Origin of the sequence: Flavobacterium zhoui (genome assembly GCF_042787235.1) — a bacterium.
Classification (GTDB): Bacteria; Bacteroidota; Bacteroidia; order Flavobacteriales; family Flavobacteriaceae; genus Flavobacterium; species Flavobacterium zhoui.
The window spans coordinates 59,400-77,108 of the sequence record NZ_JBHZPY010000006.1 but is presented as its reverse complement, the minus strand read 5'-3'; the positions used below and the strand labels follow the sequence as shown (position 1 = coordinate 77,108).

Genomic DNA, 17,709 nt, shown 5'->3' with positions numbered 1-17,709 from the left:
AAGCATCAAATAAGACTTTAAAAACAAATAATTTAATAATTTCAAAATAATGAACGATTTTTTAATTAAAAAAACGACCGCTTTTTTTCAAGAAACATTTGGCAACGCTCCCGAAAAAGTAGTACTTTCTCCCGGAAGAATTAACATCATTGGGGAACATATTGATTACAATGACGGCTATGTTTTGCCAGCAGCTATTGACAAAATTATTTGTTTTGCTTTCGAAAAAAGCAACTCTAACACATCAAGAATAATCGCCATAGATCTTGAAGATGAATTTGAAATTGATATTACCAGTTCAATGGAATTGACAGATAATGTATGGACGAATTACATCCGTGGAGTTATCAATCAGTTGAAATTAAAAGATTTTAAATTTGATGGATTTAACTGTATTTTTAGCAGTAACATTCCCGTAGGTTCAGGTTTGTCTTCTTCAGCAGCTTTAGAATGCGGTTTCTTATTTGGATTAAATGAACTTTTTAATTTGAATATAAAACCGGTTGATATTGCACTAATGGGGCAAAGTGCTGAACATTGGGTAGGAATCAATTGTGGGATAATGGATCAGTTTTCAAGTGTTATGGGTTTAGAAAATAAAGTCATAAAAATTGATTGCAAAACATTGGAATATGAATATCATAACGCTGATTTTAATGATTATTCTTTGATTTTATTCGATTCGAATGTAAAACATTCCTTAATGGCATCGGCTTATAATGAAAGAAGACAGCAGTGCGAAGAAGGTATCGAAATCATAAAAAATAATTTTCCGGGGATAACTAGTTTTAGAGATTGTAATGAAGAGCATATTTTAGGATTACAAAATGTAATGAACGAGAATGTTTTCAAAAGATGTCTCTTTGTTGTAAAAGAAATCAACCGGGTAAAACTAGCCTGTGAAGCATTAGATAATGGAAAAATTGAAGTTTTAGGAAAATTGATGTTTGAAACTCACGAAGGATTGTCTAAAGATTATGAAGTAAGCTGTGCGGAATTAGACATGATTGTTGATACGCTAAAAAGGGAAGAAGCAGTAGTTGGTTCCCGATTAATGGGCGGTGGTTTTGGAGGTTGCACCATTAACTTGATTAAAAAAGGGCACGAAGAACGAATCAAAAAGGAACTTTCGGCACTTTATTTTGACACTTTTGGAATAGAATTAAAAATTTATGATGTTAAAATCGGAAACGGTACATCACTTTATAACAATAACTAGGATGAAAAAATTTGATATCAACGAAGATCCGCACAGACGCTATAATCCATTAATTAACGAATGGGTTTTGGTTTCTCCTCATCGTTCAAAAAGACCTTGGCAAGGACAAAACGAAACAGTTATATCAGATTCTTTACCAGAATATGACCCAACATGTTATTTATGTCCAGGCAATGTTAGAGCAAATGGGGAAGTGAATCCAGCATATGAAAATGCTTTTGTCTTTGAAAATGATTTTGCTGCTTTAAAACAGGAAGAAATAGCATTTGAAGAGGACAAAAAGGAAACTTTTTTCAAGGCACAGCCAGAAAGAGGTATTTCCCGTGTAGTTTGTTTTTCACCAAAGCACAATCTTACTTTACCGGAAATGCCAGTTGCTGCGATTGAAAATATCATTCATACTTGGCAAAAAGAATATACTGATTTAGGTACTATTGATTATATCAATCACGTTCAGATTTTTGAAAACAAAGGAAGTGTTATGGGGTGCAGCAATCCGCATCCGCATGGACAAATTTGGGCGCAATCGTCATTACCTACCGAAGTGGAGAAAACGCAAAATAACCAGAAAGCCTATTTTGATAAACATGGAACCACACTTTTGCAAGATTATTTGCAAGAGGAATTAAAACTAAACGAACGTATAGTAATTGAGAATGAACATTTTGTGGCATTGGTTCCTTTTTGGGCAATTTGGCCTTATGAAACCATGATAATCAGCAAGCGTCATTTTGGGAAAATTACTGATTTTACCGATGAGGAAACGACTAATTTTGCTTTGACTTTAAAACAATTGACTACAAAATACGATAATTTGTTTGAGACTTCATTCCCGTATTCGTCAGGAATTCATCAAGCGCCAACTGATGGGGAATTACATCCTGAATGGCAATTTCACATGCATTTTTATCCGCCATTGTTGCGCTCTGCAACTGTAAAGAAATTTATGGTAGGCTACGAAATGATGGGGGAATCGCAAAGAGATATTACTCCTGAAAAAAGTGCTTCGGTGTTAAAAGAGCGGCCGAATGTTCATTATAAAAATAAATTATGAAAATACTAGTTACCGGCGGATTGGGATTTATTGGTTCGCATACTGTTGTCGAATTGCAACACGAAGGTTTTGAAGTTATAATTATTGATAATCTTTCTAATTCTTCTGAAGAGGTTTTAAAAGGAATAGTTGCTATAACAGGTATAATGCCTGTTTTTGAAAAGTTGGATTTGAGAGACAAAGCGTCGGTTCAGGATTTTTTCAAAAGACATTCTGATGTTACCGGCGTAATCCATTTTGCGGCTTCTAAGGCAGTAGGCGAAAGCGTAGGCAATCCGCTTTTGTATTATGAAAATAATATTAATACTTTAATTTATTTGCTTCAGGAATTGCAACAAAAACAGGAAGCTAATTTTATTTTCAGTTCTTCTTGCACAGTTTATGGTCAAGCCGAAACGATGCCGGTTAATGAAAATGCATCGGTTAAACCGGCAATGTCGCCGTATGGGAATACCAAACAAATTGGAGAGGAAATCATTACTGATGTTACAAAAGTAAGTGGTATAAACGCTATTTTGTTGCGGTATTTTAATCCTATTGGGGCACACTCATCAAGAGAAATAGGTGAATTACCTATAGGAACTCCTCAAAATTTAGTTCCTTTTATCACTCAAACCGGAATTGGTTTACGAAAAGAATTATCTGTTTACGGAGATGATTACCCGACATCTGATGGTACTTGCGTAAGGGATTACATTCATGTCGTTGATTTAGCAAAAGCACATGTTATTGCTTTGCAGCGATTGGTAAACAAAAAGAATGTAGATAAAATAGAAATTTTTAATCTGGGAACAGGAACAGGAAGTTCTGTTTTGGAAGTTATTGCAGCTTTCGAAAAAGTAAGCGGCCAAAAATTACCCTACAAGATTGTGGACAGAAGGGAAGGGGATGTGATTTCGGCTTACGCCAATACTGAAAAAGCAAACAACATTCTTGGATGGAAAACAGAGTCAACTCTTGAAGAATCGATTGCAAGCGCTTGGGAATGGGAACAGAAAGTTAGAAGTAAATAATTAATTAATTTTTGATCCAGAAAGTACATCAATTTAAATAACTTTAATTGCATTTCAATAAAATATAATTGTGCATTACATGAGCGTAATGACAAGATTTTTTAATTCTTATTATAAACTAAATTACCTATGAACCAGCATCTTGCCTTCGCAGATTACGCAGTATTTATTATCTATTTTATCGTGGTATCTACTTATGGATATACAGTTTATCGCAAACGTGAAAAAAACGAGCACGATGCCAAGGCTTACTTCCTGGCAGAAGGAACACTGACATGGTGGGCCATTGGAGCTTCTCTGATTGCGTCTAATATATCTGCTGAACAGTTTATTGGTATGAGCGGCGAGGGATTCTTCTTAGGAATTGCCGTTGCTGCTTATGAGTGGATTGCTGCTATTTCTTTGATTGTTGTAGCCGTTTGGTTTATTCCGGTTTATTTAAAGAACAAGATTTATACCATGCCACAATTTTTAAAAACAAGGTATAACGAATCAACTGCTTTAATTATGGCGGTGTTTTGGTTGTTCTTGTATGTATTTGTAAACTTAACTTCTATTTTGTATTTAGGGGCTGTTGCCATTAATGGATTGGCAGGTGGAGAATATTTGCATGCAATTATGATTGGTCTTGCTGTTTTTGCTTTAGTAATCTCTTTGGGTGGAATGAAAGTGGTTGCTTATACCGATGTAATTCAGGTTGCTGTTTTGATTATTGGAGGATTGGTTACTTCCTATATTGCTTTGACTACAGTTGGAGAGTATTTTGGATTTGGTCATGATGCCATTGCAGGTTTCAAAGTATTGATGAGAGAAGCTCCGGAGCATTTCAAAATGATTATTCCTAAACCAACTGCTGCTTCATCTCAAAATGACATCAATAAGTATCTTACTTTCCCGGGAATACTTTCTTATTTAGCGGGTATTTGGATTATTAATTTGAATTATTGGGGTTGTAACCAATACATAACCCAAAGAGCTTTGGGGGCTGATTTGCAAACTGCACGTACCGGCATTTTATTTGCAGGTATTTTAAAATTGTTTATGCCACTTATAGTAATGTTGCCTGGTATTGCTGCTTATGTTTTGTATGAGAATGGTCATTTGCCTCAATTGGTGGGTGGTAAAGATGGCGCTTATTCTGCTGTGTTAACGTTCCTTCCAACTGGTTTAAAAGGATTGTCTGTAGCAGCTTTAACTGCGGCTATTGTTGCGTCTTTAGCTGGTAAAGTGAACAGTATTTCTACTATTTATACGCTTGATGTTCACAAAAAATATATTCAAAAAGACGCAAGTGATAGAGGGCAGGTAAACATTGGAAGATATGCTGTTTTTGCTGCCATGCTTCTTGCTGTTTTATTTACTTGGAATGATGTGCTTGGAATCGGGGGCGTTGGTGGTTTTACTTATATTCAAAAATATACTGGTTTTATTAGCCCTGGAGTATTTGCCATGTTCTTCCTTGGAATGTTCTGGAAAAGAACGACGGGGACTGCAGCGATAGTTGGTGTAATCTCGGGTTTCTTATTATCTGTTTTGTTTAATGAATTTGCACCGGCTTTATTTGGGAATGAAACATTATTGTATACAGCTTACGCCAATGGGAAAGGTGGATTTGAGATACCGTTTCACATCTGTATGGGATTATCATTTGTAATTACCATTCTTCTTATGATTGTCATCAGTTTTGCAGGACCGAAGGTAAATCCTAAAGCATTTGAATTAGATACTGAAATGTTTAAATTGAAACCACAAACTACAGTATTAATAGTGATCCTAGTGTTGACTATTTTCGCTTTGTATGCTAAGTTTTGGTAGGTAGAAGTAATCGATGCTAAAATATTTTTGTCAGTGGTTTAAATCGCTGTAAAAGGAAAAAAAGTAAATAAAAAAAGCTTTCGTGTAAAACGAAAGCTTTTTTTAAATTTAAAAAGTAATTTAGTCTCTATTAACTATTGCTTCTTGTTTCCAGTTTTTAACGGAAGCGATTCTGTTATCTGAATAATCAACTTCACTTAAACTATTGAACTTATCGTCATTGTTTTGAGACCAAAAAAACCATTTCCCGGTTTTAACTCCTTTTTTATATTCGCCTGAGGAAGTTTTGTTTCCTTTCTCATCGTAAGAAACCCAAGCTCCTTCTAATTTCCCGTTTTCAAAAAAACCTTCTTGTTGTACTTGACCGTTTTCAAAAAAGTAAGTTGCTTTAAGCTTTTTTCCAAAAGGTTCCAATACCGGTTTTACTTCTTGTGCAAAAATGATCCCGGAGAACAATACTGCTGCTAAAATTATGTAATTTTTCATATCGTTAGTTTTTAATGTGTTATAGATTTGTTATTCAAAATTAAATAATATTTTACATTTAAAACACATTTACATAACAATTTAGTAACGTTAGACAAAAGCTTAACATTGGAAAATTAAAAAACATAAAAAAAGCCAGTGTTTACGCACTGACTTTGTTATTCTGAAATTTCTTGATTAATTCAAAAGAGCATCCAATTGAACCTGTAATTCCGCAGAAGAAGGCCTTGATGCATCAGCGCTTACGATTTTGCCTGTTGGATCTATCAAAATAAATCGAGGAATACTGTTTATTCCATAGTCTTTAATGAATTGAGAATTCCAGTTATTATCTGCAAAAAGTTGTACACCGCCCAATTCTTTGTCTTTGATTAAAGTTTTCCATTTCTCTATATCTTTTTGTACATCAACAGAAATGCTTACAAATGATATGTTTTTTCCATGGTATTTTTCTTCATTTTTTTTCAAAAAAGGTATTTCGGCACGACAAGGGCCGCACCATGTTGCCCAAACATCAATATAAACATACTTCCCTTTAAAATCCTCTAATTTTGTTTTTCCTCCGGCGTAATTATCATAATTAAAAGAGGGAGACATTGTATTCGCCAATTTGCTTTTAGCCAAATTAGCTTCGTAATTCATTTTGTAGTACTTAACTACGCCATTGTAATTTTCATCGATGCTTTTCTTTTGAAGATCAATAAAAATAGGGTCTAACTTTGTGTTTTGAAGACGTTTTAAATCTTCTAGTTTTTTCTTATCCAATCCTTTCAAAAAATCAACTTCAGACGCCGCAAGTAAACTGCCCATATCCGTTTGTTCTTCAAATAAGGAATTCTTCGCTAAAAAATTATTTTCTAGCGCCCCTTTTCCGGAGTATATTATGGATTCATCAAACTTTTTAGTATCCATTTTTAACTTTAAATCAAAACCATTTTTCAAGTATACAATAGTAAATTCATTTCCGTCAGACAAACTATATCTTCCATGTGCTACGTGCAAGGTGTCTTTAAAGGTGCCTTCACTAGTGACCTGAATTTTTTTAATCAACTTATTTTTGCCGTCAGTAATATAAACTGCATCCCCGTTCTTATTGGCTATTTCGCCTTGAAACGTCATATACTTACTTTTTTGAGCAATGCCACTTAAAGTACTGAGTAATACAAGTGCAGTAAAAAATAATTTCTTCATAATTGTTTGGTTTTATATTTATAGCATTTCAAAAATAAAGAAATTGCTTATAAAAAAATTATGCATTAACATAATTTTTTATTTATAATGTAATCTACTTGTATAGTTTTCTGTATTAATTTGATTTTTGTGTTTACTTTTGCAGTCTAAAATTTAAATCATGTACAGAAGTCATAATTGTGGTGAACTAAACGCCTCACATATTAATACAGAAGTTACGCTTGCCGGTTGGGTTCAAAAATCTCGCGATAAGGGGTTTATGAATTGGGTAGATTTACGTGACCGATATGGAATTACCCAATTGATATTTGACGAAGGCCGTTCTGAAAAATCAGTTTTTGAATTGGCAAAAACCTTAGGTCGTGAATTTGTAATTCAGGTAAAAGGAACTGTTATTGAGCGTGAAGCCAAGAATAAAAACATGACTACCGGTGACATTGAAATTTTAGTCACTGAACTAAATATTCTGAATGCAGCTTTAACGCCTCCTTTCACTATTGAAGATGAAACGGATGGCGGTGAAGATATCCGAATGAAATACCGCTACCTTGATATTCGTAGAAATCCAGTAAAAAACAACTTGCTGTTTCGTCACAAAGTAGCGATGGAAGTTAGAAAATATCTTTCTGATTTGGATTTTTGTGAGGTAGAGACGCCTTATTTGATTAAATCGACTCCGGAAGGAGCCAGAGATTTCGTAGTTCCTTCTCGAATGAATGAAGGACAGTTTTATGCCTTGCCTCAATCGCCACAAACTTTCAAGCAATTATTGATGGTGGGCGGAATGGATAAATATTTCCAAATCGTAAAATGTTTCCGTGATGAAGATTTACGTGCAGACAGACAACCAGAGTTTACGCAAATAGATTGCGAAATGGCTTTCGTGGAGCAAGAAGATATATTAAATATTTTTGAAGGTTTGACAAGACATTTGCTAAAAGAAATAAAAGGTATCGAAGTAGAGAAGTTCCCAAGAATGACCTACGAACATGCCATGAAAACATACGGAAATGACAAACCGGATATCCGTTTTGGAATGGAATTTGGTGAGTTGAATGAAGTTGCGAAAAGCAAAGAATTCCCAGTTTTTAATGCTGCGGAATTAGTGGTTGGAATTGCCGTTCCGGGAGCAGGGAATTATACCCGTAAGGAAATAGATGGTTTAATTGACTGGGTAAAGCGTCCTCAAGTTGGTGCCTCAGGAATGGTATATGTAAAATGCAACGAAGACGGAACTTATAAGTCATCGGTAGATAAATTCTACGATCAAAATGATTTGAGCAATTGGGCAAAAACAACCGGAGCACAACTTGGAGATATGATTTTTGTGCTTTCGGGGCCGGCTGACAAAACTCGTTCCCAATTAAGCGCATTGCGTATGGAATTAGCAACACGATTAGGTTTGAGAAAACCAACTGAATTTGCGCCACTTTGGGTTGTTGATTTTCCGTTGTTGGAGTTTGATGATGAGAGCGGCCGTTATCATGCCATGCATCATCCTTTTACTTCTCCGAAACCAGAAGATATGCATTTATTAGAAACTAATCCTGGGAAAGTTCGTGCTAATGCCTATGATATGGTTTTGAATGGAAATGAAATTGGCGGTGGTTCAATTCGTATCCATGATAAAGCGACACAACAACTAATGTTCAAATATTTAGGTTTTACAGAAGAGGAGGCTAAGGCACAATTCGGATTCTTAATGGATGCATTCCAGTTTGGTGCGCCACCACACGGAGGTTTGGCTTTTGGATTGGATCGATTGGTAGCGATTCTTGGCGGTCAAGAAACGATTCGGGACTTTATTGCTTTCCCAAAAAATAATTCTGGAAGGGATGTTATGATTGATGCACCATCTGTAATTGACGAATCGCAGTTAAAAGAGCTGCATATCAAATTAGATATTGTGTAGTTTGTCGGTTAAAATTGTTAGAAAACGTTGAATATCAATATTTTTACAAAATAAAAACAGAAGATAGCATTTCGTATTATATTAAATATTACATTTGCTTCATTATAAATTATTATTACTATTACAATGCGTACAGGTACAGTTAAATTTTTCAATGAGTCTAAAGGTTACGGATTCATTACAGACGAAGAAACAGGAAAAGACATTTTTGTTCATGCATCAGGAATCAACGCGGAAGAATTGCGCGAAGGTGACAGAGTTAGTTATGAAGAAGAAGAAGGAAGAAAAGGAAAAGTTGCTGCGAAAGTAGCAGTTATCTAAGCAAAAAAATCATTTTTTTGTTAAGAATGTTTAAAAACGTTTCGATTTATTTCGAAACGTTTTTTTTTTGTTTGTATCGAAAAGAGTTATTGAGAAAATTGAAAAAGTTCGCTCTTATTTGGAATCAATAAAAATTAGTGAGTTATGGTATTTTCGTTTAAACTAAAAATTGTTTTAAACTTGTGTTTTAAATACTTGAAACCTATCTTTGTGGCTTATTCTCATTCATAAATATACGTAACATGCAATCCGATCAATTAAATTATATCCCAATTTTAATGCAGTTCATTTTAGCTGTAGGATTTGTTGTTGGTACCATATTTATTTCTGGAAAATTAGGTCCTAAAAGATCATCCGAAATTAAAGATAAAAACTTTGAATGTGGTATCGAATCTGTAGGTAATGCAAGAATTCCGTTTTCGGTAAAATATTTTCTTGTTGCTATATTATTTGTTCTGTTTGACGTTGAGGTGATTTTTCTTTATCCGTGGGCAATTAATTTCAAAGAATTAGGAATGGAAGGGATGGTTAAAATGGTGATTTTTATGCTTTTGCTTTTGGTAGGTTTTTTCTATATTATCAAAAAGAAAGCGTTAGAGTGGGAATAAAGATTTATTTTAAAAGCTGGATTATAAATTTAAAATGGTGTCATTCTAATTTATAATCTAAATTTTACAATTCAAAATAATAAAAAATGAGCGATTCTAAAATAAATATGGTTGAGCCGCCAGAAGGTGTTGTTGGGGAAGGTTTCTTCGCTACAAAACTAAATGATGTTGTGGGAATGGCTCGCGCCAATTCATTATGGCCTTTGCCTTTTGCAACTTCTTGTTGCGGGATTGAATTTATGGCTACAATGGCTTCGCATTATGATTTAGCACGTTTTGGTTCGGAGCGAGTGAGTTTTTCTCCTCGTCAAGCGGATATGCTTATGGTGATGGGAACAATTTCAAAAAAAATGGCGCCTATTTTACGTCAAGTTTATGAGCAAATGTCAGAACCTCGTTGGGTAATCGCTGTTGGTGCTTGTGCTTGTTCCGGTGGGATTTTTGATACCTATTCTGTTTTGCAAGGGATTGATAAAGTAATTCCGGTCGATGTTTATGTTCCTGGTTGTCCACCAAGACCAGAACAAATTGTTGATGGTGTTATGAAATTGCAGGAATTAGTGAGAAATGAATCCGTAAGAAGAAGAAGTTCTCCGGAATACCAAGAATTATTGGCTTCTTATAATATCAAATAAATAATGGCGCTAGAAACGATACAAATCCAAGAAAAATTAGTCGAAACATTTGATTTGGCTGTTTTTGAATTCAAGCAGGAAAAAGATATATTTTCATTTGAAGTCGCTGCCGATAAAATTACGGCGGTGATTCTTTTTTTGAAAAATGACCCTACATTACGTTTTCATTTTTTAACTGATTTGTGTGGGATTCACTATCCTGACAATGATGTGGACCATCAATTTGCAGTTGTTTATCATTTGCACAATTGGTACGAAAACAAAAGAATTAAAATCAAGGCATTTATCAATGGTGAAAATCCAGAAATAAAAACGATATCTAATATTTTCTTAAGTTCAAATTGGATGGAAAGAGAAACGTTTGATTTTTATGGCATAAACTTCATTGGTCATCCACAATTGAAACGTATTTTGAATATGGATGAAATGATTTCTTTTCCAATGCGAAAAGAATTTCCAATGGAAGATAGCGGAAGAACGGATAAAGATGACCGTTTCTTTGGAAGAACAACCGACAATTATTAAAAATACTCACTATTATAATTTTTCACATTAAATAAATGTCAGAACTATTATTACCACCAGAGCATCGCTATGCTAAAAGAATAAAGGAGCAACTAAACGAAGACGGAAGCGAGCTTTCTATACTGAATTTAGGACCTACTCACCCAGCTACACACGGTATTTTTCAAAATATCTTGTTGATGGATGGTGAAAGAATTCTTGAAGCGGAACCAACTATTGGTTACATTCACAGAGCTTTCGAAAAAATTGCTGAAAATCGTCCTTTTTACCAAATCACGCCTCTTACTGATAGAATGAACTATTGTTCATCGCCTATAAACAATATGGGTTGGTGGATGACATTAGAGAAATTATTAGATATTGAAGTTCCTAAAAGAGCGCAATATTTAAGAGTAATTGTAATGGAATTGGCCAGAATCACGGATCATATCATCTGTAATTCGATCCTTGGTGTAGATACCGGAGCCTATACCGGATTTTTATATGTGTTCCAATTTAGAGAAAAAGTCTATGAAATCTACGAAGAAATTTGTGGTGCTCGTTTGACTACTAATATGGGAAGAATTGGTGGTTTCGAAAGAGATTGGTCGCCAGAAGCTTTTAGAAAATTAGATGTGTTTTTAGAAGAATTTCCAGCAGCTTGGAAAGAATTTGAAAACTTATTCGAAAGAAATAGAATTTTTATTGACAGAACGGTAAACGTTGGTGCTATTACGGCTGAACAAGCTATGGCGTACGGATTTACAGGTCCAAATTTGCGTGCTGCAGGTGTTGATTATGATGTTCGTGTGGCGCAACCTTATTCTTCTTACGAAGATTTTGATTTTATTATTCCTGTGGGAAAATCAGGTGATACGTACGATCGTTTTTGTGTTCGTAATGCCGAAGTTTGGGAAAGTTTGAGCATTATTCGTCAGGCATTGGCAAAAATGCCGGAAGGAAATGACTTTCATGCAGATGTTCCGGATTATTACCTTCCTCCAAAAGAAGATGTTTATACCAGTATGGAATCGTTGATTTACCATTTCAAAATTGTAATGGGTGAAGTTCCTGTTCCAGTTGCCGAGATATACCATCCTGTTGAAGGTGGAAATGGAGAACTAGGTTTTTATTTAGTTACTGACGGAAGCAGAACACCGTATAGATTGCATTTCCGCAGACCTTGCTTTATTTACTATCAAGCGTATCCAGAAATGATTAAAGGGGCATTACTATCGGACGCAATTGTTATTTTGTCAAGTTTAAATGTTATTGCCGGAGAATTAGACGCATAAAAGATATCAGATTGTTGATTAACGATTTTAGATTTCAGATTTAAAAAAAATGGAAAGAACTTATCACAAACAAGAAATAAATATAACTTCAGCATTGATGACTCGCATCAATGAATTGATTAGTCATTATCCTGAAGACAAAAGAAAATCGGCATTATTGCCTGTTTTGCATGAAGTTCAAGATGCTCACGACAATTGGTTGAGTATTGAATTAATGAATAAAGTAGCCGAAATTCTTTTGATCAAGCCGATTGAGGTTTACGAAGTAGTTTCGTTTTATACGATGTACAACCAAAGACCAGTTGGGAAATACATGTTCGAATTTTGTCAGACCTCTCCGTGTTGTTTGAATGGAGTCGAGGATTTAATGGATTATACCTGTGAAAAATTAGGTGTAAAAGTGGGTGAACCCACTGCGGATGGTTTGTTCGAAGTTAGAGGTGTTGAGTGTTTAGGGGCTTGCGGATACGCTCCGATGATGCAGTTAGGCGATTTTTACAAAGAACATTTGACTGCAGCAAAAATCGATCAATTAATTGCGGATTGCAAAAACGATACAATACTATTACACGATAAATAATATGTCACAAAAAATATTATTAGATAAAATAAACATTCCCGGAATTAAAACCTACGAAGTGTACCGTCAAAACGGGGGTTATGCTTCAGTAGAAAAAGCCATAAAAACTTTAACACCTGATGAAGTGGTCGAAGAAGTAAAAACTTCAGGATTGCGTGGTCGTGGTGGAGCAGGATTCCCCGCAGGAATGAAATGGAGTTTTATTGATAAAAAATCAGGAAAACCAAGACATCTAGTTTGTAATGCAGATGAATCTGAGCCTGGAACTTTCAAAGACCGGTATTTGATGGAATTTATTCCTCATTTATTAATTGAAGGAATGATTACTTCTAGTTATGCTTTGGGCGCAAACCTTTCGTATATCTACATTCGTGGAGAATACATGTGGGTGTATAAAATATTAGAAAGAGCCATTAACGAAGCAAAAGCTGCTGGATTTTTGGGTAAAAATATATTGGGTTCAGGATACGATCTAGAACTTTATGTTCATTGTGGTGCCGGAGCTTACATTTGTGGTGAGGAAACTGCCTTGATTGAATCGTTGGAAGGAAAAAGAGGAAATCCTCGCATCAAGCCACCATTTCCTGCTATTTCAGGACTTTGGGCAAATCCAACGGTTGTAAATAACGTAGAGACGATCGCCGCAGTGCCTTGGATTGTTAATAATTCAGGTGCGGAATATGCCAAAATTGGTATTGGACGTTCTACAGGAACCAAATTAATTTCGGCTTCAGGGCATATCAAAAACCCAGGGGTTTACGAAATTGAAATGGGTTTAAGTGTTTACGAATTCATGAATTCGGATGAATATTTAGGCGGAATGAGTTCGGATAGACCTTTAAAAGCTTTTGTACCGGGAGGAAGTTCTGTTCCCGTTTTACCTGCCCATTTAATTTATAAAACTGCCGCTGGCGAAGATCGTTTGATGTCATACGAATCGTTAAGTGATGGTGGATTTGCAACTGGTTCTATGTTAGGATCGGGTGGCTTTATTGTTTATAATGATACTGCTTGCATCGTCCGTAATACTTGGAATTTCTCCCGTTTTTATCACCATGAAAGTTGTGGGCAATGTTCTCCTTGTCGTGAAGGAACAGGCTGGATGGAAAAAGTATTACACCGAATAGAAAATGGTCACGGTCGTGAAGAAGATATCGATTTGCTGTTGAGCATTCAAAGTAAAATTGAAGGAAATACAATTTGTCCATTAGGTGATGCGGCGGCTTGGCCAGTGGCAGCGGCAATTCGTCACTTTAGAGAAGAATTTGAATACCACATTCGTTTCCCGGAAAAAATAAAAAATAGAGACCATTTTGTTGCTGAACCTTTTAATAGTCTCAATGTCGTAAAGTCGAAAGTCATAACGTAAAGAAAGAATGGGAAAATTTAAATCGTTTGAAGAAATTAATTCTTGGCAAAAATCTAGATTATTTAATAAAAGGATTTATGAAATAACAGAGAATACAATTTTTAAAAAAGATTTTGATTTAGTTAGACAAATTAGAAGAGCATCAATTTCAATTTCTTCAAATATTGCTGAAGGTTTTGAAAGGAATACAGATAAAGAGTTTGTTTATTTTTTATATGTATCAAAAGCATCAGCTGCCGAAATAAGGTCGCAATTATATTTAGCATTAGATTTAAACTATATTTCAAAGATAGAATTCGATGAATTATATTTAAATGTTTCGGATATATCAAAATTATTAAGTGGATTTATAAAATATTTAAATGATAGTCAAAAGAAATAAAGTCGAAATGTATTCGGCATTAAGACATTTGACTTTAAGACGTTAAGACTTTAAACATGAAAGTAACCATAGACGGTCAAAGCATAGAAGTAGAACCAGGAACAACAATCCTGCAGGCAGCACGTATGATAGGTGGAGAGGTAGTTCCGCCGGCAATGTGCTATTATTCTAAACTAAAAGGAAGCGGTGGAAAATGCCGTTGTTGTTTAGTGGAAGTTGCCAAAGGAAGTGAAGCTGATCCAAGACCAATGCCTAAATTAATGGCATCTTGTGTCACTGGTTGTATGGACGGAATGGAAGTGAATAGTAAATCTTCACCGAGAGTAACCGAAGCCAGAAAATCAGTAACAGAGTTTTTATTGATCAATCACCCTTTAGATTGTCCGGTTTGTGACCAGGCAGGAGAGTGTGATCTGCAAAATTTAAGCTTCGAACACGGGAAATCAGAAACTCGTTTTATCGAAGAAAAAAGAACTTTTGAACCCGAAAATATAGGTCCCAATATTCAATTGCACATGAACCGTTGTATTCTATGTTACCGTTGCGTAATGGTGGCGGATCAATTGACTGACGATCGTGTACATGGAGTAATGGACAGAGGAGATCATTCGAATATCTCGACTTGTATCTCAAAAGCGGTTGATAATGAGTTTTCTGGGAATATGATTGACGTGTGTCCTGTAGGTGCTTTAACAGACAAAACGTTTCGATTTAAATCTAGAGTTTGGTTCAGTAAGCCTTATAACGCACACAGAAATTGCCCTACTTGTTCTGGAAAGACTACCGTTTGGATGTTTGGTGACGAAATTCAACGAGTTACCGGAAGAAAAGATGAGTACCATGAAGTAGATGAATTTATTTGTAATGGATGTCGTTTTGATCACAAAGAGATTACAGAATGGACTATTGAAGGACCGAGAGCATTTGAAAAAGATTCGGTGATTAACCAAAATAAATATAACAGAAAATTACAAAAAGTGGAAATCGCTACCGAAGATCATATCCTTTTAGGTAGAGAAGAAGACCGCAAGAAAATAAGCATGGCCGAAATTCCATTGACCGAAGAAGACATTATTAATCAAAAAAGCTTGGGTAATAATGGATAGTACTATTATCATAGAAAAAAGTGTCATTATTGTTGCAGTTTTTGCTTTGACAATGTTGATGGCAATGTATTCCACTTGGGCAGAACGTAAAGTGGCCGCTTGGCTTCAAGATCGTGTTGGACCAAACAGAGCCGGTCCTTTCGGATTGTTACAACCGCTTGCTGATGGTTTAAAACTATTCTCAAAAGAAGAATTTGAACCTAATACACCAAACAGATTTTTGTTTTTTGTAGGTCCGGCAATTGCAATGAGTACCGCTTTAATGACGAGTGCCGTAATTCCTTGGGGAGACAGGCTGCATTTATTTGGAAGAGATATTTTATTGCAGGCAACTGATTTAAACATTGGATTGTTATACTTTTTTGGAGTTGTTTCAGTGGGTGTTTATGGTATTATGATTGGGGGTTGGGCATCTAATAATAAGTTCTCTCTGATTGGTGCGGTTCGTGCTGCTTCACAAATGGTGTCTTATGAAGTTGCGATGGGGCTTTCGATGATTGCTTTGTTGATGATGACCGGAACGTTGAGTTTAAGAGAGATATCTGAACAGCAAGCAGGAATGAATTGGAATGTGTTTTACCAACCGTTGTCTTTTATTATATTTTTAATTTGTGCTTTTGCAGAATCAAACCGAACTCCTTTTGACTTAGCGGAATGCGAAACAGAACTTATTGGAGGATACCATACGGAATATTCATCGATGAAAATGGGTTTTTATTTATTTGCTGAATATGCGAATATGTTTATTTCCTCTACGATTTTGGCGGTTTTATTCTTTGGAGGCTATAATTATCCTGGAATGAGTTGGGTTGTTGAAAATTGGGGGGTAAATATTGCGAATGTTTTAGGATTTGGCGCTTTGTTTATCAAATTATGTGGATTTATCTTTTTCTATATGTGGGTTCGCTGGACTATTCCAAGATTTAGATACGATCAACTGATGCATTTGGGTTGGAGGATATTAATTCCATTGGCAATCATTAATATCATCATCACCGGAATTGTAATTTTGCGAGTAGAAATTGCTACTTATTTAGGATTTTAATTAGTACCGAAAAAGCCATAGCCCTGATAGCAGTGGAAATTCTTTATTTGTTTTTCTTTAAAAACAATAAAGATTGAAACGAAGAGCAGGATTAAGCTTCAAATAAAAATAAAAAATGTCAATAGAAAGTATATCCTTATCGGGAAGAAAAAAGCTAGTCTCTAACAAGGAGATGACTTTTTGGGAAAGAATGTATCTTATTGCGATTGTCAAAGGTTTGATAATTACGATTCAGCATTTGTTCACCAGAAAAGTAACGATTCAATATCCGGAGCAGGTACGTGAAAGGAGCCCTGTATATCGTGGTCAGCACATGTTGAAACGCGATGAGGAAGGTCGTGAGAATTGTACGGCTTGTGGTTTGTGTGCGTTATCGTGTCCTGCGGAAGCCATTACGATGAAAGCGGAAGAGCGCAGAGCAGATGAAAAACATTTGTACAGAGAAGAAAAATATGCGTCGATATATGAGATTAATATGTTGCGTTGTATTTTTTGTGGATTGTGTGAGGAGGCTTGTCCGAAAGACGCCATTTACCTGACGACTTCTAAAGTATTGGTTCCTTCGAGTTATGAAAGAGAAGATTTTATCTTTGGAAAAGACAAATTGGTCATGCCGTTGGAAATGGCAATGAAAAACGCTCAACTTAAAAACGCTAACTAATGTCTACGATACTTATAATTTTTTGTGTTTTATCAGCGATAACTTTGTCAACGGCATTTTTGACAATTTTTAGCAGAAATCCAATTCACAGTGCTATTTATTTAGTGATTTGTTTCTTTTCGATTGCAGGTCATTATCTATTATTGAATGCGCAGTTTCTGGCAATTGTTCACATTATTGTGTATTCGGGAGCGATTATGATTTTATTTTTATTCACCATCATGTTGATGAATTTAAATGAGCAAAAAGAAGTTCATAGGCCTAGGATAACAAGATTAGGCGCTATCGTTTCTTTTTGTTTAATATGCGTTGTTCTGATTTTAATTTTTATAAATTCAAAACCAATTGTTGGAGAGTACGTTTCTACAGGAGAAGATTTTCAGTCTATAAAAGTATTAGGTAAAATATTACTAAATGAATATATGGTTCCTTTTGAATTTGCATCGATATTACTTTTGGTTGCTATGATTGGAACGGTGTTATTGTCTAAAAAAGAAAAATTGCAAAAATAAG

19 protein-coding genes are annotated in these 17,709 nt (G+C 35.2%); 17 read left to right on the top strand and 2 right to left on the bottom strand.

Going from position 1 to position 17,709, the window contains the following annotated elements:
* Positions 1-49 precede the first annotated feature (49 nt).
* The 4 genes from galK (at position 50) to ACFX5F_RS08660 (ending at position 5,101) form a co-directional block, all read left to right on the top strand.
* Positions 50-1,219, top strand: a complete 1,170-nt coding sequence (gene galK / locus ACFX5F_RS08675) for a galactokinase (protein ID WP_379851672.1) — start codon at positions 50-52, stop codon at positions 1,217-1,219.
* Between the two features lies 1 nt (position 1,220).
* Positions 1,221-2,273, top strand: a complete 1,053-nt coding sequence (locus ACFX5F_RS08670) for a UDP-glucose--hexose-1-phosphate uridylyltransferase (protein ID WP_379851671.1) — start codon at positions 1,221-1,223, stop codon at positions 2,271-2,273.
* Positions 2,270-3,286 (top strand): UDP-glucose 4-epimerase GalE, encoded by a 1,017-nt coding sequence (galE, locus tag ACFX5F_RS08665; RefSeq protein ID WP_379851670.1) that lies wholly within the window; start codon positions 2,270-2,272, stop codon positions 3,284-3,286. Before ACFX5F_RS08670 ends, galE begins: the two co-directional genes overlap by 4 nt.
* A 129-nt stretch (positions 3,287-3,415) precedes the next feature.
* Positions 3,416-5,101 (top strand): sodium/sugar symporter, encoded by a 1,686-nt coding sequence (locus ACFX5F_RS08660; protein WP_379851669.1) that lies wholly within the window; start codon positions 3,416-3,418, stop codon positions 5,099-5,101.
* 120 nt (positions 5,102-5,221) lie between these two features.
* Here the strand turns inward: ACFX5F_RS08660 and ACFX5F_RS08655 are convergent, their stop codons facing one another.
* A complete protein-coding gene (locus ACFX5F_RS08655) occupies positions 5,222-5,587 on the bottom strand; it encodes a toxin-antitoxin system YwqK family antitoxin (protein WP_379851668.1) in 366 nt (121 codons plus the stop codon).
* Between the two features lie 177 nt (positions 5,588-5,764).
* Complete coding sequence (locus ACFX5F_RS08650) at positions 5,765-6,778, bottom strand: TlpA family protein disulfide reductase (RefSeq protein WP_379851667.1); 1,014 nt, start codon at positions 6,776-6,778, stop codon at positions 5,765-5,767.
* A gap of 160 nt (positions 6,779-6,938) precedes the next feature.
* Between ACFX5F_RS08650 and aspS the strand changes: the two genes are divergently transcribed.
* The 13 genes from aspS (at position 6,939) to ACFX5F_RS08585 (ending at position 17,708) form a co-directional block, all read left to right on the top strand.
* Positions 6,939-8,690 carry an aspartate--tRNA ligase gene (gene aspS / locus ACFX5F_RS08645; RefSeq protein ID WP_379851666.1) on the top strand — a complete coding sequence of 584 codons (1,752 nt, stop codon included), beginning with the start codon at positions 6,939-6,941 and terminating at the stop codon, positions 8,688-8,690.
* A gap of 126 nt (positions 8,691-8,816) precedes the next feature.
* Positions 8,817-9,011 carry a cold-shock protein gene (locus ACFX5F_RS08640; protein ID WP_007137066.1) on the top strand — a complete coding sequence of 65 codons (195 nt, stop codon included), beginning with the start codon at positions 8,817-8,819 and terminating at the stop codon, positions 9,009-9,011.
* 242 nt (positions 9,012-9,253) lie between these two features.
* Positions 9,254-9,619 (top strand): NADH-quinone oxidoreductase subunit A, encoded by a 366-nt coding sequence (locus ACFX5F_RS08635; RefSeq protein ID WP_379851665.1) that lies wholly within the window; start codon positions 9,254-9,256, stop codon positions 9,617-9,619.
* Between the two features lie 86 nt (positions 9,620-9,705).
* Positions 9,706-10,254: an NADH-quinone oxidoreductase subunit B gene (locus tag ACFX5F_RS08630; RefSeq protein WP_035668744.1), complete on the top strand. Its 549-nt coding sequence runs from the start codon at positions 9,706-9,708 to the stop codon at positions 10,252-10,254.
* 3 nt (positions 10,255-10,257) lie between these two features.
* On the top strand, positions 10,258-10,779 hold the full coding sequence (locus ACFX5F_RS08625; protein WP_379851664.1) for an NADH-quinone oxidoreductase subunit C: 522 nt from the start codon (positions 10,258-10,260) through the stop codon (positions 10,777-10,779).
* 35 nt (positions 10,780-10,814) lie between these two features.
* Positions 10,815-12,053 (top strand): NADH-quinone oxidoreductase subunit D, encoded by a 1,239-nt coding sequence (locus ACFX5F_RS08620; protein WP_379851663.1) that lies wholly within the window; start codon positions 10,815-10,817, stop codon positions 12,051-12,053.
* A gap of 49 nt (positions 12,054-12,102) precedes the next feature.
* The gene (locus ACFX5F_RS08615; protein WP_379851662.1) at positions 12,103-12,633 is read left to right on the top strand and encodes a complex I 24 kDa subunit family protein; all 531 of its coding nucleotides are present in this window, start codon (positions 12,103-12,105) and stop codon (positions 12,631-12,633) included.
* 1 nt (position 12,634) lies between these two features.
* Positions 12,635-14,002 carry an NADH-quinone oxidoreductase subunit NuoF gene (gene nuoF, locus ACFX5F_RS08610; protein ID WP_379851661.1) on the top strand — a complete coding sequence of 456 codons (1,368 nt, stop codon included), beginning with the start codon at positions 12,635-12,637 and terminating at the stop codon, positions 14,000-14,002.
* Between the two features lie 7 nt (positions 14,003-14,009).
* On the top strand, positions 14,010-14,384 hold the full coding sequence (locus ACFX5F_RS08605; RefSeq protein WP_379851660.1) for a four helix bundle protein: 375 nt from the start codon (positions 14,010-14,012) through the stop codon (positions 14,382-14,384).
* A gap of 56 nt (positions 14,385-14,440) precedes the next feature.
* Positions 14,441-15,490 carry an NADH-quinone oxidoreductase subunit G gene (locus ACFX5F_RS08600; RefSeq protein WP_379851659.1) on the top strand — a complete coding sequence of 350 codons (1,050 nt, stop codon included), beginning with the start codon at positions 14,441-14,443 and terminating at the stop codon, positions 15,488-15,490.
* Positions 15,483-16,535: an NADH-quinone oxidoreductase subunit NuoH gene (gene nuoH / locus ACFX5F_RS08595; RefSeq protein WP_379851658.1), complete on the top strand. Its 1,053-nt coding sequence runs from the start codon at positions 15,483-15,485 to the stop codon at positions 16,533-16,535. The genes ACFX5F_RS08600 and nuoH overlap by 8 nt, the downstream gene beginning before the upstream one ends.
* Before the next feature lie 115 nt (positions 16,536-16,650).
* The gene (locus ACFX5F_RS08590; RefSeq protein WP_379851657.1) at positions 16,651-17,196 is read left to right on the top strand and encodes a NuoI/complex I 23 kDa subunit family protein; all 546 of its coding nucleotides are present in this window, start codon (positions 16,651-16,653) and stop codon (positions 17,194-17,196) included.
* Positions 17,196-17,708, top strand: coding sequence for an NADH-quinone oxidoreductase subunit J family protein (locus tag ACFX5F_RS08585; RefSeq protein ID WP_379851656.1), 513 nt, complete (start codon positions 17,196-17,198; stop codon positions 17,706-17,708). The genes ACFX5F_RS08590 and ACFX5F_RS08585 overlap by 1 nt, the downstream gene beginning before the upstream one ends.
* The last annotated feature ends 1 nt before the right edge of the window (position 17,709 follow it).